General features: G+C 61.8%; 23 protein-coding genes and 3 tRNA genes. 13 read left to right on the plus strand and 13 right to left on the minus strand.

The features are described from left to right. Positions 1-16: 16 nt before the first annotated feature. Positions 17-1306 (plus strand): ABC transporter substrate-binding protein, encoded by a 1290-nt coding sequence (locus tag ACVWVY_RS22795; RefSeq protein ID WP_456628490.1) that lies wholly within the window; start codon positions 17-19, stop codon positions 1304-1306. A 291-nt stretch (positions 1307-1597) separates the two neighbouring features. Here the strand turns inward: ACVWVY_RS22795 and ACVWVY_RS22800 are convergent. Next, positions 1598-1672: transfer RNA gene (locus ACVWVY_RS22800), tRNA-Thr, on the minus strand. Positions 1673-1844: 172 nt separating this feature from the next. Further along, the gene (locus ACVWVY_RS22805; protein ID WP_456628491.1) at positions 1845-2264 is read right to left on the minus strand and encodes a hypothetical protein; all 420 of its coding nucleotides are present in this window, start codon (positions 2262-2264) and stop codon (positions 1845-1847) included. A 186-nt stretch (positions 2265-2450) separates the two neighbouring features. Between ACVWVY_RS22805 and ACVWVY_RS22810 the strand changes: the two genes are divergently transcribed. Genes ACVWVY_RS22810 through ACVWVY_RS22820 form a run of 3 tightly spaced genes read left to right on the plus strand, consistent with a single transcriptional unit; the run spans position 2451 to position 4987 of the window. Next, positions 2451-3179 carry a dienelactone hydrolase family protein gene (locus ACVWVY_RS22810; RefSeq protein WP_456628492.1) on the plus strand — a complete coding sequence of 243 codons (729 nt, stop codon included), beginning with the start codon at positions 2451-2453 and terminating at the stop codon, positions 3177-3179. Positions 3180-3235: 56 nt separating this feature from the next. After that, positions 3236-3931 (plus strand): urease accessory protein, encoded by a 696-nt coding sequence (locus ACVWVY_RS22815; protein WP_456628493.1) that lies wholly within the window; start codon positions 3236-3238, stop codon positions 3929-3931. Positions 3932-3991: 60 nt separating this feature from the next. Then, complete coding sequence (locus tag ACVWVY_RS22820) at positions 3992-4987, plus strand: tripartite tricarboxylate transporter substrate-binding protein (RefSeq protein ID WP_456628494.1); 996 nt, start codon at positions 3992-3994, stop codon at positions 4985-4987. Here ACVWVY_RS22820 and ACVWVY_RS22825 read toward each other — a convergent pair. Beyond that, positions 4984-5223: a hypothetical protein gene (locus ACVWVY_RS22825; protein WP_456628495.1), complete on the minus strand. Its 240-nt coding sequence runs from the start codon at positions 5221-5223 to the stop codon at positions 4984-4986. The genes ACVWVY_RS22820 and ACVWVY_RS22825 overlap by 4 nt on opposite strands. A 112-nt stretch (positions 5224-5335) precedes the next feature. Further along, positions 5336-5719, minus strand: coding sequence for a hypothetical protein (locus ACVWVY_RS22830; RefSeq protein ID WP_456628496.1), 384 nt, complete (start codon positions 5717-5719; stop codon positions 5336-5338). Positions 5720-5804: 85 nt separating this feature from the next. On the opposite strand from ACVWVY_RS22830, the gene ACVWVY_RS22835 reads away from it, so the two are divergent. From ACVWVY_RS22835 to ACVWVY_RS22845, 3 genes are read left to right on the plus strand one after another with little or no spacing between them, the layout of a single operon-like run. Next, entirely contained in the window at positions 5805-6317 is a 513-nt protein-coding gene (locus tag ACVWVY_RS22835) for an Mpo1 family 2-hydroxy fatty acid dioxygenase (RefSeq protein WP_456628497.1), read from the plus strand. Positions 6318-6350: 33 nt separating this feature from the next. After that, the gene (locus ACVWVY_RS22840) at positions 6351-7400 is read left to right on the plus strand and encodes an NAD-dependent epimerase/dehydratase family protein (RefSeq protein ID WP_456628498.1); all 1050 of its coding nucleotides are present in this window, start codon (positions 6351-6353) and stop codon (positions 7398-7400) included. Positions 7401-7426: 26 nt separating this feature from the next. Further along, on the plus strand, positions 7427-8053 hold the full coding sequence (locus ACVWVY_RS22845; protein ID WP_456628499.1) for a methyltransferase family protein: 627 nt from the start codon (positions 7427-7429) through the stop codon (positions 8051-8053). Positions 8054-8065: 12 nt separating this feature from the next. On the opposite strand, the gene ACVWVY_RS22850 is transcribed toward ACVWVY_RS22845, so the two are convergent. The 3 genes from ACVWVY_RS22850 to ACVWVY_RS22860 all read right to left on the minus strand — a co-directional run bounded on the left by ACVWVY_RS22850 (position 8066) and on the right by ACVWVY_RS22860 (position 11710). Further along, positions 8066-9004, minus strand: coding sequence for an alpha/beta fold hydrolase (locus ACVWVY_RS22850; RefSeq protein WP_456628500.1), 939 nt, complete (start codon positions 9002-9004; stop codon positions 8066-8068). Positions 9005-9124: 120 nt separating this feature from the next. Beyond that, positions 9125-9880 (minus strand): hypothetical protein, encoded by a 756-nt coding sequence (locus ACVWVY_RS22855; RefSeq protein WP_456628501.1) that lies wholly within the window; start codon positions 9878-9880, stop codon positions 9125-9127. A 192-nt stretch (positions 9881-10072) separates the two neighbouring features. Beyond that, on the minus strand, positions 10073-11710 hold the full coding sequence (locus ACVWVY_RS22860) for an alkaline phosphatase family protein (RefSeq protein WP_456628502.1): 1638 nt from the start codon (positions 11708-11710) through the stop codon (positions 10073-10075). 246 nt (positions 11711-11956) lie between these two features. Here ACVWVY_RS22860 and ACVWVY_RS22865 point away from each other — a divergent pair, with 246 nt between their 5' ends. Then, complete coding sequence (locus ACVWVY_RS22865; RefSeq protein WP_456628503.1) at positions 11957-12403, plus strand: hypothetical protein; 447 nt, start codon at positions 11957-11959, stop codon at positions 12401-12403. A gap of 93 nt (positions 12404-12496) precedes the next feature. Continuing rightward, a complete protein-coding gene (locus ACVWVY_RS22870) occupies positions 12497-12865 on the plus strand; it encodes a hypothetical protein (protein WP_456628504.1) in 369 nt (122 codons plus the stop codon). Between the two features lie 54 nt (positions 12866-12919). Here the strand turns inward: ACVWVY_RS22870 and rlmB are convergent, their stop codons facing one another. Continuing rightward, positions 12920-13747: a 23S rRNA (guanosine(2251)-2'-O)-methyltransferase RlmB gene (gene rlmB / locus ACVWVY_RS22875; protein WP_456628505.1), complete on the minus strand. Its 828-nt coding sequence runs from the start codon at positions 13745-13747 to the stop codon at positions 12920-12922. A 202-nt stretch (positions 13748-13949) separates the two neighbouring features. Here rlmB and ACVWVY_RS22880 point away from each other — a divergent pair. Continuing rightward, positions 13950-14035: transfer RNA gene (locus tag ACVWVY_RS22880), tRNA-Tyr, on the plus strand. 95 nt (positions 14036-14130) lie between these two features. Next, a complete protein-coding gene (locus tag ACVWVY_RS22885) occupies positions 14131-14373 on the plus strand; it encodes a GIY-YIG nuclease family protein (RefSeq protein ID WP_456628506.1) in 243 nt (80 codons plus the stop codon). A gap of 89 nt (positions 14374-14462) precedes the next feature. On the opposite strand, the gene ACVWVY_RS22890 is transcribed toward ACVWVY_RS22885, so the two are convergent. The 3 genes from ACVWVY_RS22890 to ACVWVY_RS22900 form a co-directional block, all read right to left on the minus strand. Continuing rightward, positions 14463-15695, minus strand: coding sequence for an ABC transporter substrate-binding protein (locus tag ACVWVY_RS22890; protein ID WP_456628507.1), 1233 nt, complete (start codon positions 15693-15695; stop codon positions 14463-14465). A gap of 407 nt (positions 15696-16102) precedes the next feature. Further along, positions 16103-16495: a YciI family protein gene (locus ACVWVY_RS22895; protein WP_456632288.1), complete on the minus strand. Its 393-nt coding sequence runs from the start codon at positions 16493-16495 to the stop codon at positions 16103-16105. A 319-nt stretch (positions 16496-16814) separates the two neighbouring features. Beyond that, the gene (locus ACVWVY_RS22900) at positions 16815-17531 is read right to left on the minus strand and encodes a substrate-binding periplasmic protein (RefSeq protein WP_456628508.1); all 717 of its coding nucleotides are present in this window, start codon (positions 17529-17531) and stop codon (positions 16815-16817) included. 290 nt (positions 17532-17821) lie between these two features. Between ACVWVY_RS22900 and ACVWVY_RS22905 the strand changes: the two genes are divergently transcribed. Together ACVWVY_RS22905 and ACVWVY_RS22910 are read left to right on the plus strand one after the other, a co-directional pair. Further along, positions 17822-20215: an ATP-binding protein gene (locus ACVWVY_RS22905; protein ID WP_456628509.1), complete on the plus strand. Its 2394-nt coding sequence runs from the start codon at positions 17822-17824 to the stop codon at positions 20213-20215. A gap of 324 nt (positions 20216-20539) precedes the next feature. Continuing rightward, a tRNA-Gly gene (locus ACVWVY_RS22910) sits at positions 20540-20613 on the plus strand. 57 nt (positions 20614-20670) lie between these two features. On the opposite strand, the gene ACVWVY_RS22915 is transcribed toward ACVWVY_RS22910, so the two are convergent. Together ACVWVY_RS22915 and ACVWVY_RS22920 are read right to left on the minus strand one after the other, a co-directional pair. Then, positions 20671-20901 carry a hypothetical protein gene (locus ACVWVY_RS22915; protein ID WP_456628510.1) on the minus strand — a complete coding sequence of 77 codons (231 nt, stop codon included), beginning with the start codon at positions 20899-20901 and terminating at the stop codon, positions 20671-20673. Between the two features lie 378 nt (positions 20902-21279). Next, positions 21280-23880, minus strand: coding sequence for an AMP-binding protein (locus ACVWVY_RS22920; protein ID WP_456628511.1), 2601 nt, complete (start codon positions 23878-23880; stop codon positions 21280-21282). Positions 23881-24096 lie beyond the last annotated feature (216 nt).

A 24096-nucleotide genomic window follows, 5' to 3' on the forward strand; every position in this document is an offset into this window, starting at 1 on the left:
CAAATGGAGACCGTCCATGATTGATCGAATCGTAAACAAGCTTGGTCCAGTGCTTGCCGGGGCCGTTGCCTTCATAGCGGTCGGCGCGACTGCTACGCGGGCCGAGGTCACGCTCGACGTGCTCTACACCACACCCGGTACCTTCAATGCGCTGCAACAGGAATTGGCCAGGCGCTTCACCGAAGCGCACCCCGACATCAAGGTGAAATTCCGCAATCCCGTAGCGAGCTACGAGGAGGCCGCGCAGCAGATCCTGCGCGACCAGATCACCGGTCGCCTGCCGGACGTGGCCTTCAACGGGATCAATCAGATCAGCCTGTTTGTTGATCGGGGATTAGGCGCGCCGCTGGATGAATTCGCGACGGCAGATGGTGGGCTTGCCGAACTTGGCTATTACCCGACGCTTGCGGAGCTCGGAAAATACAAGGGCAAGCTCTACGGCCTGCCGTTCGCCACCTCGACGCCTGTGTTGTACGTGAATGCCGATCTGCTCGCAAAGGCCGGCACCGATGTGTCAGCGCTTCCAAAGACCTGGCCAGAGCTTCTGGCGCTGGGCAAGACCATCGAGGCGAAAGCGGGCACCGCGGTTACCGGCTTCTATTATCAGTGGGAGCAAACCGGCAACTGGTTGTTTCAGTCGCTGGTGACGAGCAAAGGCGGCCGTATTCTCAAAGCTGACGGATGCAGCATCGCCTTCGACGACGCAAACGGCATGTGGGCGCTGAAGACGCTCGAAGCTTTCGGCAAATCGGGCATGCCGAATCTCGGGCTCGGTCAGGCTCGGCAATCATTCGTCGCCGGCAACATCGCGATATCAGCGGATTCCACATCCTATGTGGCCGCGGCCGAGCGGCAGATCGGCAATCGGTTCCAGTTCAAGACCGTCGCCTTTCCGCTCGCGGTCGCCGACGGGCGCCTTCCCGCAGGCGGAAACGTTGCCATGGTCTTCGCAAAGGACGCCGAACGCCAGAAGGCTGCCTGGAAATATGTAAAGTTCGCCACCGGCCCGGTCGGCCAGACCGCGATGGTCAATTCCACCGGCTATATGCCCGGCAACGAGATCGCCGTGAAAACGCCGGACCTGCTCGGCGCTTTCTATGCAAGGAGCCCCAACCACATGACCAGTATCCAGCAATTACCGTTGCTGACGGAATGGGCGTCCTTCCCGGGTGATAACTCGCTGAAAATTATCGAGGTGATCAAGCATCACATAGAGAGCCTGGTGACGGGCAAGCGTACGGCGGAGGAGGTCATGCCTGAGCTGGTTGGAGCTGTGTCCAATCTTCTGCCAAAGTGCGGTGGGTAGCTAACGAAGCAGCTCCATCTCGAGAAAGGCGAAGATAAACCCCACCGGGGCGACCGTGAGGCCTGCGCGCCAATCTCGATGGCTCGCAGGTCGAAGCGCTGGTCGCGACCGCCACAACAAGGATCGGCGCGACCAGGCGACATGGTGCATTGGAATCACTGTTGATCCGAAAAATGGAAAAATCCATTGGACGCAAAAGGGGGCGGACGATGCGCGCCTGAAACGATGCTCGAGAGTATCGGGGCGTTCGGATGGGGGTGATAGTTCAATATTTTCAATCAGTTATAAGAATGGTGCCGGTTGAGAGGATTGAACTCCCGACCTTCGGTTTACAAAACCGCTGCTCTACCGCTGAGCTAAACCGGCGAATTGAAGCGATCGGCGAGGGCTGAAATACCCCGCTACTTGGTGCGATCTTCGGCGGCTCGAATATCAGACTTCGTCGCAAAGGGCCAGAACCTCAAGAACCGCTTGCATCGCTCCCGCGTGGAAAAGGCCGCCTTTCCAGCCGCCTTTTCCGAACACGATTCGCGCAGCCCTACTGGCAGAGATGCTGCCGGCCGTCCTCACCGCGGAACCAGGTGCCGGGGACGCAGACAAAACCGTTGCGGCGGGCATATTCGTCGCCGCCGACCGGGGAGGTGGCGATGGCAGCCGCCGTGCCAACCGCGCCGCCGACAACGCCGGCCGCGACATCGCCGGGCCTGAAGCTGTCATCATCGTCCTGGCGGTTGTAGCTGTCGCGCCAGGCGCGGTCCTGATAGGCCTGATCGCGATAGGCCTCACTCTGGTAGCTGCCGCCATAGTAGGGACTTCCCGGTCCGCGGTTCTGGCAATTGGCGTTTGGATAGAACTGCGCGCAATCGCCTGGGTTGTAGATCACCTGCTGCGCCATTGCCGGGCTGGCGAGCGCGGACGCAAGGATCGCTGCGGCGGCGAGAATTTTGGATTTCGTCATAGGGCACTCCGTTGCTGATGGTGCGGGGTAAGCGCCCCTTCAGCCCATCGTTCCGGTGTTCGCAATCCGGCTGAGTCAAACCGGCGTGATGCCGATCAGCGGGAAGGCGCAGCGTTGCAATTTTGGTTGTGCGGCTCGCAAACCGGTGTGAAGTTCCGGCTCCTTATCATTTTGAGGGATCGCAATTTGATTTTGGTTCAGGCGCGCGACGTCGACTACCGCTGTGACGAGGCCAATCTGCGCGGCTATCTGGCCATTGATGAAAATGCTGCCGAGCCGCGGCCCGGCGTGCTGGTGTTTCACGAAGGGCTTGGGCTTGGCGAATTCGCGATGGAGCGCGCGCGCCGGCTCGCCGGTCTCGGCTATGTCGCGTTGGCCGCCGACATGTTCGGCGATCGGCGGCAGGCGACCAATCTGCAGGAAGTCGCTACCCTGGTCGGCGGGCTTCGCGCCGAGCCGGAAAAACTCCGCGCCCGCGGCCGTGCCGCGCTGGCTGCGCTCGCCGCGCTGCCGCAGGTCGATGCCGGCAGGCTGGCGGCGATCGGGTTCTGTTTTGGCGGGTCGGTGGTGCTGGAGCTGGCGCGCGAGGGCGCCGACCTGAAGGCGGTGGTCAGTTTCCACGGCGTGCTGGCGACCAAGATGCCGGCGCAACCGGGGCAAGTGAAGGCCAGCGTGCTGGTCTGCACCGGCGTGGATGATCCGCTGGCGTCGCCGGAACAGGTTGCCGATTTCGAAAACGAGATGCGTACCGGCGGCGTGAAGGATTGGCAGGTCATCGCCTACGGCAACACGCTGCACGGTTTCACCAACCCGGCCGCCGACGGCTCGATGATGCGCACCGCGTTGTACAACGAACAGGCCGACCGCCGCTCCTGGGCGTCGATGAAGAGCCTGTTCGATGAAGTCTTGACCTGACAAAGGCTTCCAACTGGTATTTCATAGCGTTTTCAAGCGAAGTGGGTAGGGGGCGTATGTTCGGAATTCTGGGGCTGGGGTTTTTGCTGGGCATGCAGCATGCTCTCGAGGCCGATCATATCGCCGCCGTATCCAGCATCGCCGCACGCCGCAGCCATGTGGCCGATATCGTCAAGCACGGGCTGACCTGGGGGCTCGGTCATACGCTGACACTGTTCGTCTTTGCCGGCGCCGCCATCCTGCTCGGCCACGCGATCCCCGAAAGCATTGCCCGGCCGATCGAGACCGCCGTCGGCGTCATGCTGGTCGGCCTCGGTGCCCATGTGCTGTGGCGGCTGTGGCGCGACCGCGTGCATTTTCACCAGCACGGCCATGGCGACGGCACGGTGCATTTCCATGCCCACAGCCATGCCGGCGAAACCAGCCCGCATGCCCGTGCGGCGCATGCGCACGGCCACGGCTTCCGCTGGCGTACCCTGCTGGTCGGGCTGATGCACGGCATGGCGGGCTCTGCCGCGCTTCTGGTGCTGACGGTCACGCAGGCGCCCAGTCCCGCGGTCGGATTAGGATATGTTGCACTGTTCGGCATCGGCTCGATGATCGGCATGGGCGCGCTGTCGATGGTGATCGCCGTGCCGCTTGCGGTCTCCGCCCGCTCGCTCACCTGGGCCAATCGCGCCCTGCAGGGCGCGGTGGGTCTTGCCACCGTCGCGATCGGAATTATGACCGTAGTCGAAACCGTGCTGGCCTGACGCGGGGGCGTCTCACCGCTGCGGGTTGATCAACAATTATAAAGTGTCCGGAGGAACAGGATGAAACGCCGAGATTTTCTGGCCGGAAGCGCCGCATGTTCACTGGCCGCATGGACGGGCCAGGCGCTGGCGCAATCGGGCCCGCTGACCAAAATCATCTTTCCGTTCGCGGCCGGTGGGGGCGGCGACGCGCTGTGCCGGTTGCTGGCGCAGCACCTCGGCCCATTGCTTGATCGTAACATCATCGTCGAGAACCGCACCGGCGGTGACGGGCTGATCGGCATCAAGGCGGTGAAGGGAGCCAATCCTGACGGCACCACTATTCTCGTCACCACGGGACCGACGATGTATCTGCTGCCGATGGTCGAGACGACGCCGAGTTTTGACGCGGCAAAGGATTTCGTTCCGGTCGGCCAGCTCGCGCGGTTCGAGTTCTGTGTCTTCGTCGGCACGGCTGTCCCGGCAGAGGTCAAGGACTTCAAGCAATTCGTCGCCTGGCTGAAAGCCAATCCGGACAAGGCTACGTTCGGCGTACCCAGCAACGGCACCATTCCGCATTTCAGCGGATCGCGGCTCGAACAGGCGCTCGGCATCAAGCTGACGCGCGTCGCCTATCGCGGCAGCGCGCCGATCATCAACGATCTCGTCGGCGGCCATATGCCGTTTGCGATTTCCACGTTGACCGATGCCATCCCGCAGCATCGCGCGGGCAACGTCCGGATTCTCGCGGTCGGCAGCGAGACGCGTTCGCCCTTCCTGCCCGATGCCCCAACGCTGAAGGAGAGCGGCGTCGATCTGGTGGCGGATGCCTGGTACGGCATGTGGCTGCCGGCGGGCGCTCCATCCGATTTCGCGAAAAAGCTGAGCGAGGCGGCCGCCGCCGCGCTCGCCAAGCCCGAGGTCAAGGAGAAGCTGCTCGCGATCGGACTGATCCCGGTCGGCTCGACCCCAAAGAGACAGGGTACAAGATCACGAATTAGGGTAGACGCTCGGCCCGCATCGACGAAAAAATGGCCCCTTGAAGGGGCCATTTTCACTAGCCAGCATCTTCACTAGTCGTCCCAGTGATGACGCCGGATGACGACGCCTCGGTCGCCATAATAGTTGCGGTGATACCACCCGCGATGCAGGCCGCGATCATGCTCATAGAACCCGAAGCGAGGACCACCGTAGTAACGGTCGCCGTAATAGCCCCGATCGCCGCCTACATAGACGCCGAATCCGCCTGCGCTTGCGGCCGTGGGTGCACCGATGGCGACAGCCGCCAAAGCGGCCAACCCGAGTTTCCTCATGGTTCTTCTCCATTCGTTGTTACCCCGAATAAAAACGAATGCCGCTTCGATCTGTTGCAGGGAACACCGAGAAACTTTCTTGAATGCGCGTTCACCATCATGGCTGGAATGTTCATTGCACCGGTGGCGCCACGATTCGCGCGCGGATCGCATCGAGTTCCTGCTCATCCCAGATGCCGATCAGCACGCAGCCTTTTGACTTGCAGCGGCCAAGGATTTCGTTCCGGTCAGCCAGCTCGCGCGTGTCGTCGGCATGGCCGCCCCGGCCGAGGTCAAGGACTTCAAGTGATTCGTGACCTGGCTGAAAGCCATGTCCGCTTGGCTGAACGGCCATTCTTGCCGGAAAAATTTTCGCAAGGTGTGTCGGGTTCCAGGGAACCCATATCATGCTAGTTGCCTGAATTACTGCGTGATTTGTCTTCATGGCAGCTTCTTCTGCGTTCAAGGAACCGCGAATACCACGGCGGCCGCGCTTTGACTTGACCATGCTTCCCAAGTTTAACTCTAGCTATTGAAGCAGGGGCGTCGGGTTTTTGACGCAACTTGGCCTCAGCTGCCGACAGAATAGGGATGAGCACCGCATGAGTTCATATTTTCGGCGGCAACTTGCGGATTACGTTGAATATCATCGTGATCCCTGGAATTGCGCGATGCATGTCTTCGGCATCGTGTTCTTGTTCCTGGCCGCCGTTCTCCCGCTCAGCCTGTGGTCCATCACCGTATTCGGAATCCAAGCCAGCGCGGCAACTATCGCTGTCGTACCAGTGCTCATCTACTGGTTCCTGCTCGACTTCGCGCTCGGAGCCGCGATCCTTGGCACTGCGGTCGTGTTGCTCTCAGCCGCCGCCGTGATCGTTAGTCATGCGACGACTGCGGGCATGTGGTCACTTACGGCCATCCTGATTGTCGTTGGCGTCGCATCGCAGATAATTGGGCACCGCGTGTTTGAGCGACGGCAGCCGGCACTTGTCGACAATCCGACCCATCTTTTACTCGGACCAATGTTTGTGATGGCGAAGCTGTTTATCGCGCTGGGCTTTCGGCGCGATCTCGCCATCATCATCCACGGGGATCCGCAAGGTGCTACATCGTGATCTCAAATAGTTCAGCTTGAGTGCACCCGCAGCATGATGCGCATACTGGTCACAGGCGGCAGTGGATTCATCGGAAAGCACCTCGTTGCGGCGCTGATCGCGCGAGGTGGGCAGGTGAGGGTTCTCGATCTTCAGCCACCACCCCGCGCCTTGCCGCGGGTTCAGCATGTCAGTGGATCGGTACTTGATCGCGACCTGGTGGACCGAGCAATGGACGGGGTCGACGAGGTCTATCACCTGGCCGGCCTGCCGGGGATGTGGCTGCCGCGGAAAGCTGATTTTCACGCCGTAAATTTCGGTGGCACCGAGATCGTCATTGAGACGGCGCGCAAGCGCGGCATAAAGCGCTTCCTGCACTGCTCGACGGAATCCATTCTGTTCCGTGCCTCACCATCGATGGTTCCCGTCGCTGACGATGCGTTGCTGCCGGACGACATGCCGGGCCCATATACGCGCTCGAAAATGCTTGCCGACCGGTTCGCCATGCAGGCAGCCGCATCGGGATATCCGGTGATTATCGGCTGTCCCACCATGCCCGTCGGGCCTTATGACCACAACCTGACCCCGCCGACGGTGATGCTCCGGTATTTTCTCGGCCGACGCCTTCACTTGCATCTTGATTTTGTCGTGAACCTCGTCGATGTGCGCGACGCCGCCGAAGGGCTCATCCTTGCCATGGAGCGCGGACAGGCCGGACATCGCTACGTTCTCGGCGGCGAAAGCATGCCCCTAAGTCAGGTTCTCGAACTCATGGGTGACATCAGCGGCCGTCGCGTCCGGCGCATTCAAGTGAACGCCAAGGTCGCCGAAATGGTCACTGCAACGCTGGAGTTCATCGCCGATCACGTGACGCGCCGGCCCCCGTCCGGTACGGCCGAAGGCGTCCGTATCGCGTTGCGGGCGGGCGCCTTGTCGATCGAAAAAGCGCAACGCGAGCTGGGCTATGCGCCAGGGCCCGTCGAACCCGTGTTGCGTGAAACCATTGCGCATCTGCTCGATGCCGGCAACAATCAACCTGAATGGGGCTCAACGCCGAATACGCGCCCTCGACCGTTTCACGTCGAGCGCCGGTTTGGCGGCTGATCCAATCAATTAATACGGTCCACGACATGCTGAATGATCCCAGTCAATGGTTGGCTTTCGCCTTGAGTGGCTGGACCACGACCTGGCCCACACAGTTGCTCGCCATCATCTGGATTTCGTGGGTCATCAGTTGGGTCGTCGCATCGTTCTGGTCCGGCCAAACCAAGAAGCACGTGATGACCTGGGACTCGCTCAAGTACCGCATCCCCATTCTTTTAGGGGCCATTCTCTTCTTGCCATTGACTGGAAAGCTCCTGGGGGAAAAGCCGCTCTGGCAGTTTGGTAGCGCTGGCATCTACGTGCTGGCGTGCCTTGTCCTTGCGGGAATCTCGTTCACATGGTGGGGGAGAATTCATCTCGGACGTTTCTGGTCGAACGCGATCACACACAAGGAAGGCCATCAGGTCATTGACACCGGCCCCTACGGGATGGTGCGCCACCCGATCTACACGGGGCTTATCGCGGGGATGTTGGTGACGGGTATCGCGGTCGGAACCGTGACCGCGATGCTGGGCGCGGTGCTGATCTCGCTCGGGATGGGGTTGAAGGCCCGCATGGAGGAAGGCTTCCTCACGACTGAACTCGGTGCGGATGCCTATGGATCGTATTGCCGTCGGGTTCCGATGCTGATTCCGTTCCTGCCGCCGACCTGACGCCGCTGCAAGCTAAGGTTTCGGGCGCGACGCCACAGATGTTGCAACAGGTGGCGTAAGACGGCGCGGAACCAAAACGCGCTGACCTTGTGACAGCGGTGCACTCTCTGAATACTGATTGACTTGGGTAAGTGACCACAGCGGTACATGGTTGAGTGCCGCAAGCCGCTGCAAGGTATCGCCCGAACGGGCGAATTGCGGCGTGCCGCTGTCCCATAGCTCAAGCGGAGCATCGGAAGGAACGACATAGCGCAACGGCAGCGCCTCGCCCTTGGCCGGCAAAGGCGTCGTCGCAAGTTGCGCAATTGCCGTCACCAATTGCTCGTGGATGGAATCCATCTTGTCGATGTTGATGTGGCTGACTTCCTCGTGCTGCTTCAAATCGAAGCTCGCGTAGTGACCCTGGTAACCCGGCTCTGCCATCACATCGCCGCCACCCAATACGCTGTCGGACAGGAAAATGTTGATGTAACGCTCGACGTTCAGCGGCACCTTCGGGCTTGCGTGAGCCGGATCGATGGTGACCACCAGGCTTGCCGGGATGTTTTCGGACTTCAGTATCCCGGCGAACGTCAGGGCACAGAGCCCACCCATCGAATGCCCGATCAGGACGATCGGAGCGGGATTGTCACGGAAATCGCGGATAGCCTGATCCGCGATCAGCCGGCAAATGGTGAATTCGTAGACGTCCGCCCGGATGCCGGCTTCTTCGAGGCGCTTGGTCAGGTGGTCCATCCCGCGCGAAAAGATCGGACCGAGCGCGCCACGGAACAGGTAGACGCGCGCCTGCGGCTGGGTCGCGGCTGGCGGCGTGTCGGGGGCGGCCGTCGCGACAGCGTTGGTCGTGCGTGCGACCGGGCCGGCGATCGCCAGATTGCAAACGGCCGACAAGATGCAGACGGAAAGGGCTGCACGGATCACCACGGCCGCAACCTGCGTCGGACGTCTCATGTACATTCCGCTTCGCGATTTAGGCGCAAAGGTACGCCACATCCGCCGCTCTGCGGGTGATCTATCGTCGAAGAATCGGCAGAATTTGCGGCATTCGTCGCTTCTGCGACGGCGTTCGGACTACTCGCGTACCGCCGCGGCCCTCGCCGGGCCTGATCTCACCGCGTCCGCCGCTCCGGGCTGTCGTGGCCTCTGCGCCCCCGAAGATGGTGCAGATCGGCCAAATACGACGGCGTCGATCTCGCTGATCACCTTGCGCTGCATGATCTGGTTCTTTTCGATTGACATGTGCCCGACGCCAGGCACGTTCTGCACATTGATATTCTCGAGCTTGCCCTGGAATTGCGCGGTCTTCGCGACCGGCTCGCCGTTGCCGTTGGCGATGTAGAAGTTTACGTAGCGTCCCACGCGCCCCGAGAGCTTGGTGCGAAACACCGAATCCAGGCCGATTGCCAGCTTCACGGGAGCGCCAAGCTGATCCAGCTTGGCGACCATGTCGGGCAGGGCGGTCGCTCCAGAGGAATGCCCGACCAGAATGATCGTCTTGATCCTGCCGCTCCTGTAGCCCACGGCGGCTTCGTCGGCGAGCGACGACCATGAGGCGAAGTTTGCAACCGTAACCGGGATGCCCTGCGCCCGCAGCTGTGCCGCTATGTCATCGAGTCCCAGAGAAAAGATATTGAGCACGCCACGGAGCAGGTAGACATGAGCGGTGGAAGCCACCGACGCGGAATTCGGCGCTGCCAGCGCCGAACTTGCGCCGACCGGCAGCAGAAACAACGCCGCCATCGCTATCGCATACAGTCGAGGCAATGACGCCCGGCCGAGAAAGGATAACCAGCCGGCAGATCCGATATCGGCGCGATATGGCTTCATTGCGCTCCTCGAAGGGCTGCGAAGGTGTTTCGCCGGGCGACCGTAGCGTCCGCGCGCTCGGAACTGCAATAAACGTGGCGTGAGCGGTCGCAATTTACCAGCACGACGTGTCTCCGCCGCAACACCGGAACTCTTCGATGGTTTTCGCCGAATGCCAGGGCAGAACAGGGTTGGCGCGTGTGGGGCCGGCGCCTAAGGCTTCATCCCGATCCTCTCCCTGATCGCCCCAAGTTCGGCCTCGTCCCAGATGCCGATCAGCACGCCGTTCTTCACCTGCAATTGCTGGGCCGCATACGACGCGATCTTCGCGTTCGGGGTGGTGATGTGCATCCTCGGATGCAGCGCCCAGTCGACGAGCTCCGATTGCAGCCGCGCCACGATATCGGCACATGAAGGGTCGGCGCCGCGGTCGACAAATTCCTGCGGGTCGGTTTCGAGGTCGTAGAGCATCGGCCGAAAGCCGGAGGCGTGGATGAATTTCCAGCGGCCGTCGAACACCATGAACAGCCGGCAGCGCTCGATCGGCTGGTTCAGCATCACGCGGACGTCCTGCATGGCGTAGTCGTATTCAGAGAACACCACCTTGCGCCAGTCGGCAGGCTTGTCGCCATGCAGGAGCGGCAGCAGCGAACGTCCTTCCAGAATGTGGTCCGGCGGATTGCTGCCGAAATAATCGATAAAGGTCGGCGCCAGATCGATCGCCTCGACCAGCGCATCGCTCACGGTGCCGCGCGTGCTGTCGGCGGACGCCGACGGATCGATCACGATCAGCGGGATCTTGGCTGATTGTTCGTGGAACAGATCCTTCTCGCCCATCCAGTGATCGCCGAGATAGTCGCCATGATCCGACGTGAACACGATCATGGTGGTGTCGAGCAGGCCGCGCGCTTCGAGGAATTGCATCAGGACGCCCATCTGGTCGTCGATCTGCTTGATCAGGCCCATATAGGTCGGAATGACTTTTTCGCGCGCCTCGTTGCGCGACATGTTGCGGGAGTAGCGCATCTCCATATAGGCGGCGAACACCGGATGCGCGTTGGCGCGTTCCTCCTGCGAGCGGATCACCGGCTGCACGTCCTGCGGACCGTACATGCTGGCGTAGGGCTCCGGCGCGATATAAGGCCAGTGCGGCTTGATGTAGGACAGATGCAGGCACCACGGCCGCCCGTCGTCCTCGGCTTCCGCAATGAACTCCATCGCGCGCCGCGTCATGTAGGGCGTTTCGGAATGTTCGTCCGGCACGCGCGCGGCCTTGTCGGCATGCACCAGCAGCCAGCCGTTCTGCAGGCTCCCGTCCTCGGCCGCGCCGGAATTGGCCCAGTGCTCCCACGGATTGGGCGCGTCGTAGCCGTGCTCGCGCAGATAATTGTCGTAGGCCGGCCGCGGCCGCCCGGTAGGATGCAGCCCATCGTCGCGCTCGTAAGGCTCGAACCCGCATTCCGACACATGCACGCCGATGATCGAATCCTGCGGGATGCCGAGATTCTTCAGTCCCTCCAGGTCCGGCGCCATATGCGTCTTGCCGACCAGCCCGTTGCGGACGCCGATCTTCTTCAAGTGATCGCCGAGCGTGGGTTCCCCGACCCGCAGCGGCCAACCGTTCCAGTGCGAACCGTGCGAGCGCATGTAGCGGCCGGTATAGAACGACATCCGCGACGGACCGCAGATCGGCGACTGCACATAGGCGTTCGAGAACAGCACGCCGCGCCTGGCCATCGCGTCGATGTTCGGCGTCTTCAGGATCGGGTGTCCGGTACAGCCGAGATAGTCGTAGCGAAGCTGGTCGCACATGATCCAGAGCACGTTCTTCGCAGGCGTTTTGGTCGTCATTTCAGGCATTTCGGCTGGAGTCCGGAGGAAGCGGGAGAGGGGGATGGTGCGATATCGCCGAGTAAATGACAATTGGGCGGGCAGCCGGGAAGCGGGGGCGTTAACGTTTCGATAGCGCCTTTTCTCGCAATTGAGTGGCGATCCATGCCTGCGCGTTAGCCTTATTGGCAGTTTGGCCGGCCGCCTTAACCCCTGCGATGGCGCGTTGGATTAAATTGGGACGTGAGGAAACCGGGATCCCAAGCGATGCGCATCGGCGTCACATTGGCACTTTTTATCGCGACGAATTCGGCGGCCTTTGCCGGCGGAGGCTTCGACATCGTGATTCCGGGCCGTCCCGGCGTACCCATCATCATTAACGGCGTCGACGCCTCCTATGCGGTGGTCGAGGGCGATTGGGGGCTGGCCAAGCGCATCCATGTTCAACCGACCGTCTACGGTGGCCGCTATGTCGATCCGATGCCGAACGTCGGCCATTATTATCCGAGCGCCGGCCGCATGCCCGGTTACGGGCGGCTGGAAATCGAACCACCGGCGAACCGCAGATTGCCGCAGCCGGCCGAGAGCTATCATCAATCCTGGTCGGCGCAGTCGGCGCCGCTGCCGGCGCAATCGAACGTACCCGTCAATCCGCCCGAGATCATCTACGCGCCGGACTATGACCGGCGCAGGCCAGGCCACCTTCCACGCTAGAGCATGATCCGGAAAAGTGGGCACCGGTTTTCCGAAAGATCATGCTCAAACAAAGAAACTGCAAGACCAACGAAATATCGACAGGAGAGAGTAATGCGTCAGATACTTAAAGGATTGATTGCAGCAGTTGCCGTCTTCGCCGCAGCGCCCGCGATGGCCTGCGGTTACACCCCTTGCGGACAGCCAGTCTATGTCGCGCCGGTCGCGGCCTATTCGGGCTGCAATCCCTGCGGCGGCTGGGTCCGTGAACGACTGCCCGATCCGGAGCAGCAGTACTATTACGTCAACCAGGGCCCGACCTATACCGGTCCCGGCAACTGGGCGCCGCGTCGGGTCTATCGCGAAGGCTCGATCTCCGGCTACGGCTATGGCTACAACCGGCCGCACTACGGTTATCGCGCGCATCGCTATGGCCACTCCGGGCGCTACTACGGCCAGCGCGTGCTGCGCCGCTACTACTGATCCGGTAGAATCCTGAAAGTTTGGCCGCCCGTTCGCTTCCGCGAGCGGGCGTCTTCATTTCATCAGGCCCAATCGGCTGGCGCCGATATAGAGCGCCAGCACCGCGGCGTTGGAGACGTTCAGGCTCTTGATCTCGCCGGGCATGTCGAGCCGCGCCACCACGCTGCAGGTTTCGCGGGTCAGTTGCCGCAGGCCCTTGCCCTCGGCACCTAGCACCAGCGCGAGCGGCTGCTGCAGCGGCACCGCGCCGAGGTCCGCGCTGCCCTCGCTGTCCAGCCCGACCGTCATGAAGCCGAGGTCGTTCAACTCGTTGAGCGCACGGGCGAGATTTTGCACGGTCACCAGCGGCACCAGTTCCAGCGCGCCGGAGGCGGATTTCGCCAGCACGCCGGTGGCCTCCGGGCTGTGCCGGGCTGTGGTGACGATCGCTTTCACCGCAAATGCCGCCGCCGAGCGCATGATCGCGCCGACATTGTGCGGATCGGTGATCTGGTCGAGCACCAGCACGATGCCTTCCTGCGCCAGCGTATCGATATCGGGCGAGGGCAGGGGATCGGCCTCCGCCAAAAGCCCCTGGTGCACGGCGTCGGGGCCGAGCCGCTGGTCGATCAGGTTCGGCCGGACGATTTCCGGGGGCACGCGGGTGTCGATATTTTCGTCTGCGAGGCGCCGGGCGGCATTTTCGGTCAGGAACAGTTTGCGGATCTGGCGCTCGGGGTTGGCCAGGGCCGCCACAACCGTGTGCCAGCCATAGAGAATCACTGGCCCGTCCGGGCTCGTTTCCCGGTCGCGGCGGCCGGGCGGACGCGCGAATTTCCGCCCTTTTTCGAAGGGTTTACCGCCGCCACGGCGGAATGGCGCTTTTCGGTCGCGATCGCTCATGGAACGCTTGTGTCACGGGTCCCTGATTATGGCAATTTGGGTGGCTCAAGGGCCGTTTTTAGCGGCTTGCCTTGGTTGACTTTGCCACCCCCCTTCGCCCATAAACGCGCCGACCGGGAGCCCGCCATCGGCTCACGGTATTAACGTCATCCATGGCCTGATCCGCCGCCTCCAAGCGGTTGGGCTTGCGATGCTGTTGGACGGGGGAGTGTCCCGAGTGGCAAAGGGAGCTGACTGTAAATCAGCCGTCTTATGACTTCGAAGGTTCGAGTCCTTCTTCCCCCACCATCCTGCTTCGCGCCAAGGCGCTTCGCAGGATTGCAGCCTGCCTGACCGCGAAGCAGGATGCCCTCCGAAGCCTTGGCGAAGGAGGGCCGCTCCGGATGCATTACGTTTACTTGTTACAAAGCGAAAGTTTTTCCGACCAGCGTTACGTCGGAATGGCATCTGACGTTCAGAGGCGACTATCGGACCATAATGCCGGCAAGTCTCCCCATACGTCCAAGTTTCTCCCGTGGAAGCTAGTTACATACGTCGCGTTTTCCGACGAACAAAAGGCTCGCACATTCGAGCGCTATCTGAAATCCGGCTCTGGGCACGCCTTTGCCAGAAAACGGCTCTGGTAAACCGCGCCGGCAGGCGTCGCCGCGAGCTACGGCTCGGCAAGCCATCCCCTTGAACTCTCTCCCACCGCCCGTCCGTCCAAACGTGCCACCTACTTCTGCGTATTAGAGAACGCTGTTTCGAGCACTTCGCCGATCGGCTGCCATGTGCGGCCATCGAATTGAATCAGCCGCAGGTGTTTGATCGGCCGGAAGTTCCAGGGACCAGTGCTGATTTTGATCCCAGGTAGCAGCATGGAGCCCTGGTAGTTTTCGAGGGCCGCCGCCTGCTTCATGACGTTCTCGCGAGACAGGTCATTGCCGCATTGCTTGAGCACCTGGGCCAATGTCTCGGCGGCGGCGTAGCCGAAGACGGCGGCATTGTCGTCTTTGCCTCCGGCCCGATTATATTTCTCAATGAAGGCCTGCCAGTCCCTGGTGGCCTGTTCGTCCTTCCAGGCCGGATCATTTGGATCCTTCAGGAAGGCGGCTGTAATTGCGCCCAAGGCCTTTTCAGAGCCGTTGTCCGCACCAGCCGGCTTTGGCGCCGTCGCAATCGATGAAGCCATATGGTTCAGGATGAACACCGGATGCCAATTGAGCTCTGCCGCCGCCCGGACGACTTTCGCTGCGTTTGCGGGCATCCCTGCGAATACAAAAATTTCGGCTCCTGATCGCTTCAAGATCGATACGTGCGTGTCCAGATGCTCATCTGCGGCATCGTAGGCGACGTCGACCCTGATCATCCGGGCGATGTCACCGAGCCCGTCTTCCAATCCCTTGAACAGTTCTCGACCGAAATGATCGTTCTGCCAAAGAGCCACGATCCTCTTTCCGGGGTAGAACGCCTGTATGTAGTTGGCGTAGATGCGCCCCTCTTCCCGAATGGAGGGCTGCCAGCCCATTGTCCACGGGAACATCGACGGATCGCTCAGATGATCGTCTCCGGAGGCGACAAAGAGTTGAGGGATTTGCCTTTCATTCAAGTATGCGCGAACGGCAAAGTTTCCCGGAGTTCCGAACGAACCGAACATCAACAGCGCGTCGTCTTTCTCGATAAGACCGCGCGTAAGGTCCAGCGCGGTCGACGGATCGGATTTGTCGTCATATGAGATGAAGCGCACCTTGCGGCCGTTGATCCCGCCGCGCTCGTTGATCATCTCAAAATACGCCGCTTCGGCTTTTCCAATCGCTCCGAAGGCCTCCAGACTCCCGCTGTAGGGCATAACGTTCCCGATGCGAATTTCAGTATCGGTGACGCCTGGTTCGCGCACTCGCTCGGTGATCGCGCTCAATGACGTAAGCGCCAGGACAACAGCAATCAGCGTTCGGGCCCAAGTTTGCATCGGATGAACTCATTACAAAAAGAGTGCAGCCAGATTTCGAGACCTATGGGACGCGCTCAGCTTGATTTAGATCAAACGCCAGGAGATCGACGGTGGATTGACGGCAGCGCGATCGTCATTTGCTTTGACGAGACTGGATGAGCCTTTGTCCCGACCGGCTCATACCGAAAACAGGGGCGATAGCTCGCGGCAGGCTGGAGCAGGTTCCCGCAAAACGCGATGCAACAAGCCTACGCTCTCGACCGATTGTGTCAACGAATTCGCGTTTGTTCCCCTTGGAGCAAGCCACCCCAAGAACTCTCCCGCGCCCCGCCGCGACCAGGCGGCGAGGAGAGCACATCATGTTCGAGTGGCGCGGTGAAGCTGACCGACTTCCTGATCCGCAAGCTTGTTGCGGACGGGAAACCTCAGCCCTGACCCTCGCTCGCCGTTTTCGGCAAAGCCTCGCCGGGTAGATAAAGCCTGATCGGACGTATCTCGTAGACCGCTGTCGGATTAGCGCGGCGCAGGTCGCGGGCAATCCCGAGCGCTTCCTCCTCGTCGGCGCAATTCAACACATAAAGACCCAGCAACTGCTCCTTGGTCTCGGCAAACGGCCCGTCGATGACCGTTCCCGCGCCAGGTCCGCGCAAAGTGCGGGCGTCCGCCGTGGCGCCCAGCCGTGCCGCCGGCCCGAGCAGCTTCCTTATGTTCAATCGGTCATGCACGGCCAGCAGTTCGGTCATCAGGGCCGCGTCCTCCTCCGCGGTCCAGGACGCGACCTCGGCTTCGACGTGATAGGCCAGCATGGCGTAGAGCATCGCTTTCTCCTTCATGTAGCGTTTTCGAGCGAAGTGAATACCGGTTCGCGTGAAGAAAACGCGTCAAAACAAGAATCTAGAGCTTCGGTTCTGATTCAATCAGAACCGAAGTCCAGGCAGGCCGGATTGGCCGCCTTCCGAGGACGTTTTGCCGCGGCCAGTCCCGACATTCCAGTGGCTTACGAAACATTCCGGAAACACGATATATCGGATTGCCCTTGAACGTGGGGTGGCAGGCTCTCGACTGATGAGCAGAGCGCGAGCCAACGCGGCACCGAGCCTGCCGGCGCGCGATTGCGCCCAGCCCGCGCAAATTCCATCACGGCTCGTTCAGCACCTGCTTGACGAGCGCCTCGCGCAACCGGACCAGTTCGCCGCTTGCGTCCATTTCTTGGACGACGGCTTCCACCCTTCTGGCGAGATCGCGATGCCGCTGGTGCAGGTAATGATAAATGTAGATCCGTTGCAGCGGCGGCGACAGCGCCGTGATGTGCGATTGCAGCTTCAATTTCCTCAACGCGGCGCGTCCGCTGAACAGATCCGTGACCATCAGATCGAAGCGGCCGGCATCGAGCATCTGGATCATGTTCTCGAGGCTGGTTGCGGCGGTGACACGGCTCATGCCGTGCGTGCCGGCTTCGGATGAGCCGACGCCGCGCACGATGCCGACACTGTAATCCCTGATCGAATCCCAACCCTTGACGTCAAATCGAAGCGTTGTCGTGAATACGGACGGCTCGATGTAATTGATCGGCGGCGAGATCTGCACCAGCGTGGGATAGGTCTGCGCAAGGTTGGCGATCCGGTGCACCTCGCCGTCGAGTTCGCCGGCGCTCGAGAGCGCCAGCGCCCGCTTGCCGGGGACGTCGGCGAACTCGATCGAAATATTCAGCCGCGCGTAGACCGCCCGCAATATTTCGCCGCCGACGAACTGGTCGGGGATGTCAGCTATTCTCGCGAGCTTGATGACCGATTGCGCGTGGCACGGGATGCTGGTCACAAGCATCAAAATGCAGATGAAGAGTATCCGCCGCATGAGCCACGTCTCCCGAGGCCGTCGCCTTGCCGCCGTGCGTGAGACACAACCACAACCTGCCGGCCCCGTGCACGGCCGGTTCGACCGGTGTCATTTTAGCACAGGGCGTGCTAGTCTGCCGCGGATTCCCGTTGCAGGTGCGCGTATCTGGCCCGCGCCGCCCGAAGGAGCTGCGCAGGCCGACTTGCGCGACAGGGTCGATCAGGTCGAACAAAAGGCCGAACGGTTAGACGGCTGTGGCTCCAAAACGGGCCGGAGCAAATTGTGCCGCGATCCGGCGGAAGGGCTGCATGGGCAACGGTGAGAGTGATTTTCGCCGCGATCGCGCGATGCCGCCTGCCGCCGCGAAGAACGAACTGAACCCGATACGGCCGCCGATTTTCGGCTCCGGCCTGTCGCGGATCTTCGGCAGGTCCCGAAGCGGCATCGGCCTGCGGCTCCTGGCAGGCGTGCTGCTGTTCAGCTCGGCCGTGACGCTGGCGCTCACGGCGCTGCAGCTCTATCTCGAATACGAACGCGAGGTCGGCGTGATCGAGTCGCGGCTCGATGAGATCGGCCGCAGCTATCCCGACAGCCTCGGCGAAAGCCTGTGGAATCTGGATCAGAACCAGTTCGAGCTCCAGCTCAAGGGCATCCTCAGCCTGCCGGATGTCCAGTTCGCCGAGATCCGCGAGATCGCCAGCCGGGCGAATCCGGTGCGGCTGGCAGTTGGCCAGCACGCCACCCGGTCGGTGATCGCGCGGGAATATCCGCTCGACTACGTCATGCAGGGAGGTCGCCGCCAGATCGGCGTTCTCCGCGTCGAGGCGACGCTGACCGAAGTCTATCGTCAGTTGCTGAACAAGGCCCTGGTCATCCTGGCGAGCCAGGCGACCAAGACGTTCCTGGTCTCCTTCTTCATCCTCTATCTGTTCCACCTGCTGGTGACCCGGCACCTGGTCGCCGTCGCCGAATTCGTCAGCGGCTACAATCTGGCGCGGCCGCCGCCGCCGCTGCGGCTGGATCGCCGGCCGCCGCGTGAAGCCGATGAACTCGACAAGGTGATCGAGGCGTTCAACGGCCTATGCACCAGCCTGCAGCATGCCTATGGCGACCTGCGTCAGGCCAATGCAAGGCTGGAGCGGGATATTTCCAACCGCCGCCAGGCGGACGAGGATGTGCGGCAGAGCGAGCAGCGGTTTCGCGATTACGCCGAGACCGCCTCCGACTGGTTCTGGGAGACCGGGCCGGATCACGTGTTCACCTACATCTCGGAGCGGCTGGACGTGTTCGGCATGGACCGCGCCTCGCTGATCGGCAAGCGACGCCGCATCGACGCCGCCTCCGATCCGGCGGCCGATCTGCAAAAATGGCGTGCGCACATGGCGCTATTGGAGCGGCACGAACCGTTCCGCAATTTCGAATACGGCCATCGCGACGTCTCCGGGCGGGTGCATCGTGTCAGCGTCAACGGCCGGCCGGTATTCGCCGCCGACGGTCGTTTCCTGGGTTATCGCGGCACGGCAACCGACCTGACCAAGCAGCACGAGGCCGAGGAGCGGCTGCGTCAATCCCAGAAGATGGATGCGATCGGCCAGCTCACCGGCGGCGTTGCCCACGACTTCAACAACGTGCTGACCGTCATCACCGGCACGATCGAGATCCTGCAGGACGGCCTGGCGGACAAGCCGCAACTCGCCGCGATCGCGCAATTGATCGACGACGCGGCGACGCGCGGCGCCTCGATCACCTCGCAGCTCCTGACATTCGCGCGCCGCCAGCCACTGGAGCCGCGCGAGATCGAGATCAACGACCTGGTGATGGAGACCGCCAAGCTGCTCACGCCGATGCTCGGCGAGCATGTCGAGATCGAGACGGTGCTCGCACCCGAGGCCTGGGGCGTGCTGGCGGATCCCTCGCAGCTTTCGGCGGCCATCGTCAATCTCGCGGTCAATGCGCGCGATGCCATGCGGGGCGGCGGCAAGCTCACGATTGAGACCGCCAACGTGACGTTCGACGAGGCCTCGGTTTCCGTCGACAGCGAGATGAAGCCCGGGCAGTTCGTGATGATCGCCGTCGGCGATACCGGTCACGGCATTCCGCTCGACATCCGCGATCGCGTGTTTGAGCCGTTCTTCACCACCAAGGGGGTAGGCCGCGGCACCGGGCTCGGCCTCAGCATGGTCTATGGCTTCGCCAAGCAGACCGGCGGCAACGTCAGGATCGACAGCGAGGAGGGACGCGGCACCTCGGTCAAGCTCTATTTGCCGCGCGCGGAAGGCGTGGTGGCGCGCGCCGCCGAGCCGTCATCGATCACGGCCACGCCGTTCGGGCGGCACGAGACCATCCTGGTGGTGGAGGACGACGCATTGGTGCGGGGCTACGTGATCGCTCAACTCGGCGGCCTCGGCTATCGCACACTGGTCGCCAGCGACGGTGCGGCGGCGCTGGCGCTGGTCGACCAAGGCGCCGAATTCGATCTCTTGTTCACCGACGTGGTCATGCCCGGCGGAATGAACGGCCGCCAATTGGTGGACGCTGTGGTTGCACGCCGTCCGGGAATGAAGGTGCTCTACACGTCCGGCTACTCCGACGATGCGATCGTGCACGAAGGCCATCTCGATCCCGGCGTGGCCCTGCTCAAAAAGCCATACCGGAAGGCAGATCTGGCGCAGAAGATCCGCGAGGCGTTCGGCAGCTTGTAGCCCCAACAAGAAAGCGCGGCGGGATGGCTCCCGCCGCGCTCCAACTCTTGTGCTCGCTGGTCCAGGGCTGAGAGCGCCCCGATGCCAGGCCGTAAACTTAAAGGCCTAGCGGGCGATCCCAGCGAGGTGACAGCGCTTCGTAAAAGACACTGGATCACCTCCTTTCGTTGGGTTGATGGAAACATCAATATAGGCGGCGAATCGGCCCCTGTTAAGGGCCCGGACCGGATGGGCGCCGGGGGAACAGGGCCGTTTTGAAGGGAGAGTAGGGGCCGCACGGGGCGGGTTGAGGCCGCCTGCATGGCGTGTTAGGTCAGCGCCAGCGCGGGTGTAGCTCAATGGTAGAGCAGCAGCCTTCCAAGCTGAATACGAGGGTTCGATTCCCTTCACCCGCTCCAATAAAATCAAGCACTTGTGGCATGATCACCGCTCCGTCCGGACAAGACGGCTGCCGCTCATTCGGACAATTGTTTGTTTTTCGTTGGCATCGCGCGCCGCTTGTTGGTGCCGCTGACAATCTGATTCGTAGTTTTCCGCACGTACTTCGGCAACACTTTCACGGTGGTGTGCCGCCCTTGCGCAAGGATCTCGCGATCGCTCAGCTCGGCGTCGCCGCCTTCAGTGAAACCGCCATGACGGAATGACGTAAACGATAACTCATCACGCAACTCGGCGGCGCGAATCACCTCGCGCGTGGCCGGAGTTCGGCGAGCGCCTTAAGCCACGGCGAATTGTCAGACGCCTCACCGTTCTACCATGTCAGGCGATCACCCATCACTACCGCGGGACAGGATTGCGCCACGAGGGGTTAGTTCGAAATTGCAATTGCCACGGCCATTTTTAGTTCTAGCATTTCGATGGTCGTGCGGTTTTGGCCGGCGCGCATTAAATTCGACCATGCATATCGCGCGATAAGGGGCCGTTGCTCCGCTCCCAGCGAACGACGGCCCCGCCCATGAGAGTGCGATGGCACTGGCTCGTGCCAGAAGCCGCGGATGGGCCGTCCGGTGATCGCCCAGGGCGGCTTGTTTTGTGTGTGCGTGCCGCCCCAACCGCCATTATCGTCACAAGCCAATTCCAGGCAGCAGAGATGTGTGCGGTTCGATGGCAGAGGCGACGTCAGCGAGAACTTCAAATCTTTGCCGCAGATGATCAACCAGCAGTTCAGCGCCGATCGTCAGGCAGCCGGGATGTCCCCCAGGCACCTGGATTACTTCGAGTTGAGAACTGAGATCGCGCCACCCCAGGCCGTCATGATCGGCCGCGTAAAACGCTACAGGAACCTCGAGCGGTGCCGGAAGATATTGCGCCATTGTGATCGAATAGGCGGTCCACAACGCCGGCGGAATCTCGAGTGTGGCAATCGTAACCGGCGCGCTCCTCGGCCTCTTGGAGTATCGCTCCAGCTTCGCCATTTGTTCATACGTCCAGCGCAGCAGGTAAGGCGAAACTATGGGCTTCATCAGCCCAATGATCGCCCGCGGCACCGGACGGGCAGTGACGGTCGGCGGGTCGACCATCGCAATCATATCAACCTTGTGGCCGGCTGCCATCAGCAGGCGGGCTGTTTCGAACGCCACCATGGCGCCGTTGCATTTGCCGCCCAGGCGGAAAGGGCCGCTCGCCTGCCTCTCCAGAATAATCGGTAAGCGGTCGGCGGCCATCTCCTCGATCGACGGCGGAATCGGCTCCCCACGAAGACCATGGGGATCGATGGAGATGATCGGGTAATCGGGCCCGAAAAGTTGCACCATCCGCCGCACACTCGCGTGGCCGCTGACGAGGTCTCCATTGAAGAAGAACAGGGGAGGCCGATCGTCACAAGCATTGAACTGGAAGAACGGAGTCGCCGGCGTGCCCGTCTGCATGGCGATTTTTGGCGCAAGTTGCCGGATTGTTTCTGCCCCGAACAGAATCGTTTCCGGTACGGGGTGGCCGACGAGCCGCTCGACCTCGATGAGCATTTCCATCGCCAGAAGGGAGTCGCCACCGCTGGCAAAGAAATCATCGCCGACCGTCACAGTCTCGGACTTGAGCAGCCTGCGCCACAGGATCAGTAATTCAGCCTCCAGATCCAATGGCCCTTTGTCCACAGCAGGCAGCGGCATCGCCCGCTGCTGACCCAACAGCTCGTCGAGCTGCTCGCGCAGCCGTCGCCGCTGGACCTTTCCCGTCGCCCCCTTTGGCAGTTGGTCGAGGAACAGAATGTGCCGCGGAATCTTGAACGAGGCCAACTCGCGTTGCAGGAACTGTCGTAGCTCCGCAGCCGTCGTCTGCCCGCCAGGATGTGGAATGACGGCGGCTGCGACGTCATCGCCAAGTCGTGGATGGGCGATTGCGAAAGCAGCGGCCTCGGCTATGGCTGGATGGCGGAGCAGCGCGGATTCGATCTCAGCAGGGGCGATCTTCTCACCGCCGCGGTTGATTATTTCACTCAGGCGGCCGTGCAGGGACAGGAAGCCATCTCCGTCGAGGCTGCCGATATCGCCCGTGTGAAACCAGCCCTCTCTGAAGGCAGCTTGATTGAGTTCCGGCGCATCGAGATAGCCAGATGTCACGGTGGGACCACGAACCCAGATCTCACCCCGCTCGCCGGCGGGCAAGGGATGTCCATCCTCACCAACAATGGCCACGGTATCAGGCCACGGTTGTCCGCAAGTCCCTGGCCTGTTCGGCGCGGGCGGCGGCAGGTTGGCGGCGATCTGCGCGGCTTCACTGGAGCCGTAATGCTCCAGCACCGGCACGTCCAAAATGCGCTGCAGGTCGTCCTGCACCTCTTTCAGCAGCGGCGCGCCACCCGATACGACGAACCGCAGAGTGTGCGCCGCCGGCGCATCCTCAAGGTTTTCTGCCTTGTCCAGCACGGCAGTGTGAAGCGTAGGACCTGCCGAGTACCAAGTCGGCCGCAGGACATCGAGCCACTCATCCAGCGCCACGACGGTACTGTTCGCCGGGACGGCAATGCTGCCGCCCGTCAGCAGCGGCGTGAAGACCGTCACTTTGAGCCCATGGGAATAGTACGGGGACGAAACGCTCAGGCAACGGTCCCGGTGTGTGAGACCGAACCAGGCCTGAAGCCGCGCGGCCGCGGCCAGCATATTGCTATGACTGAATGGAATGAGTTTTGGCTGCGCGGTCGTGCCCGACGTCTGCAGGATGAAGGCGGGCGAGCGTGGGTCAGGCTCAGCGTCGACCGCAGGGGAGTTGGAGACCTGCACGGCGATATTGAGTTCAAGCCGACCGTGGCCGGCCGGAGCGATTTCTATGATGGCGAGCCTTCTCCGCTCAGCGGTCTGGCGAGCTTCAGAGGCGTTGCCTTGCGGCACGAGAAGAGCGTTCAGGCGCAGCATGTCGAGACGCTGATCGATCTCCGTCTGAGACAGTCGTGGATCAAAAGGTACCGCGATGCTGCAGCAGGCAACTGCCACGATGGTGAGAATCGCCTCGGGGCCGTTCGGCATAAGCACCCCGATCCGGGCATTGCAATCGAACCCAGCCAAACGCAGCTGCCGGCGGATGCCGTCCAACTGGCGCTGAAGATCGTGGTATGTCAGAGGCGCAAACGCGGCGGAGACGATCGCAGGCTGGTGCGGGAACCTGCTGGCAGTCCGACCGATGACTTGGCCCAGCGTTAAATCGGCTTCAGCCACTGCCCCATGGCGCATCAGAGTATTCCATTGACTGCTTCCGTCGAAGTGCAATCAATCTTAGCGGGAGAAAGTGGCAGTTAAAGAAAACAAGACACCGCTAATCCTTAATTTCCACGTCAGAACTGCTTGGCGAGGGGAACAATCGGATTACCGGAGTGTTTCGTTCGGTGCTTCCGGCCGAAAGGCGCCCCCCAACTGCTGGAAGAAAACCCGTATCGCTCGGGTTGGCGG

The organism is Bradyrhizobium sp. URHC0002 (genome assembly GCF_054059515.1).

Coding starts and splice junctions, on each gene's coding strand:
- ACVWVY_RS22870 (WP_456628504.1), top strand. CDS start 12,497: ATGCGTCAGATACTTAAAGGATTGATTGCAGCAGTTGCCGTCTTCGCC.
- ACVWVY_RS22890 (WP_456628507.1), bottom strand. CDS start 15,695: ATGCAAACTTGGGCCCGAACGCTGATTGCTGTTGTCCTGGCGCTTACG.
- ACVWVY_RS22815 (WP_456628493.1), top strand. CDS start 3,236: ATGTTCGGAATTCTGGGGCTGGGGTTTTTGCTGGGCATGCAGCATGCT.
- ACVWVY_RS22895 (WP_456632288.1), bottom strand. CDS start 16,495: ATGCTCTACGCCATGCTGGCCTATCACGTCGAAGCCGAGGTCGCGTCC.
- ACVWVY_RS22845 (WP_456628499.1), top strand. CDS start 7,427: ATGCTGAATGATCCCAGTCAATGGTTGGCTTTCGCCTTGAGTGGCTGG.
- ACVWVY_RS22820 (WP_456628494.1), top strand. CDS start 3,992: ATGAAACGCCGAGATTTTCTGGCCGGAAGCGCCGCATGTTCACTGGCC.
- ACVWVY_RS22825 (WP_456628495.1), bottom strand. CDS start 5,223: ATGAGGAAACTCGGGTTGGCCGCTTTGGCGGCTGTCGCCATCGGTGCA.
- ACVWVY_RS22850 (WP_456628500.1), bottom strand. CDS start 9,004: ATGAGACGTCCGACGCAGGTTGCGGCCGTGGTGATCCGTGCAGCCCTT.
- ACVWVY_RS22900 (WP_456628508.1), bottom strand. CDS start 17,531: ATGCGGCGGATACTCTTCATCTGCATTTTGATGCTTGTGACCAGCATC.
- ACVWVY_RS22865 (WP_456628503.1), top strand. CDS start 11,957: ATGCGCATCGGCGTCACATTGGCACTTTTTATCGCGACGAATTCGGCG.
- ACVWVY_RS22795 (WP_456628490.1), top strand. CDS start 17: ATGATTGATCGAATCGTAAACAAGCTTGGTCCAGTGCTTGCCGGGGCC.
- ACVWVY_RS22835 (WP_456628497.1), top strand. CDS start 5,805: ATGAGTTCATATTTTCGGCGGCAACTTGCGGATTACGTTGAATATCAT.
- rlmB (WP_456628505.1), bottom strand. CDS start 13,747: ATGAGCGATCGCGACCGAAAAGCGCCATTCCGCCGTGGCGGCGGTAAA.
- ACVWVY_RS22885 (WP_456628506.1), top strand. CDS start 14,131: ATGCATTACGTTTACTTGTTACAAAGCGAAAGTTTTTCCGACCAGCGT.
- ACVWVY_RS22855 (WP_456628501.1), bottom strand. CDS start 9,880: ATGAAGCCATATCGCGCCGATATCGGATCTGCCGGCTGGTTATCCTTT.
- ACVWVY_RS22920 (WP_456628511.1), bottom strand. CDS start 23,880: ATGCGCCATGGGGCAGTGGCTGAAGCCGATTTAACGCTGGGCCAAGTC.
- ACVWVY_RS22860 (WP_456628502.1), bottom strand. CDS start 11,710: ATGACGACCAAAACGCCTGCGAAGAACGTGCTCTGGATCATGTGCGAC.
- ACVWVY_RS22905 (WP_456628509.1), top strand. CDS start 17,822: ATGGGCAACGGTGAGAGTGATTTTCGCCGCGATCGCGCGATGCCGCCT.
- ACVWVY_RS22840 (WP_456628498.1), top strand. CDS start 6,351: ATGATGCGCATACTGGTCACAGGCGGCAGTGGATTCATCGGAAAGCAC.
- ACVWVY_RS22805 (WP_456628491.1), bottom strand. CDS start 2,264: ATGACGAAATCCAAAATTCTCGCCGCCGCAGCGATCCTTGCGTCCGCG.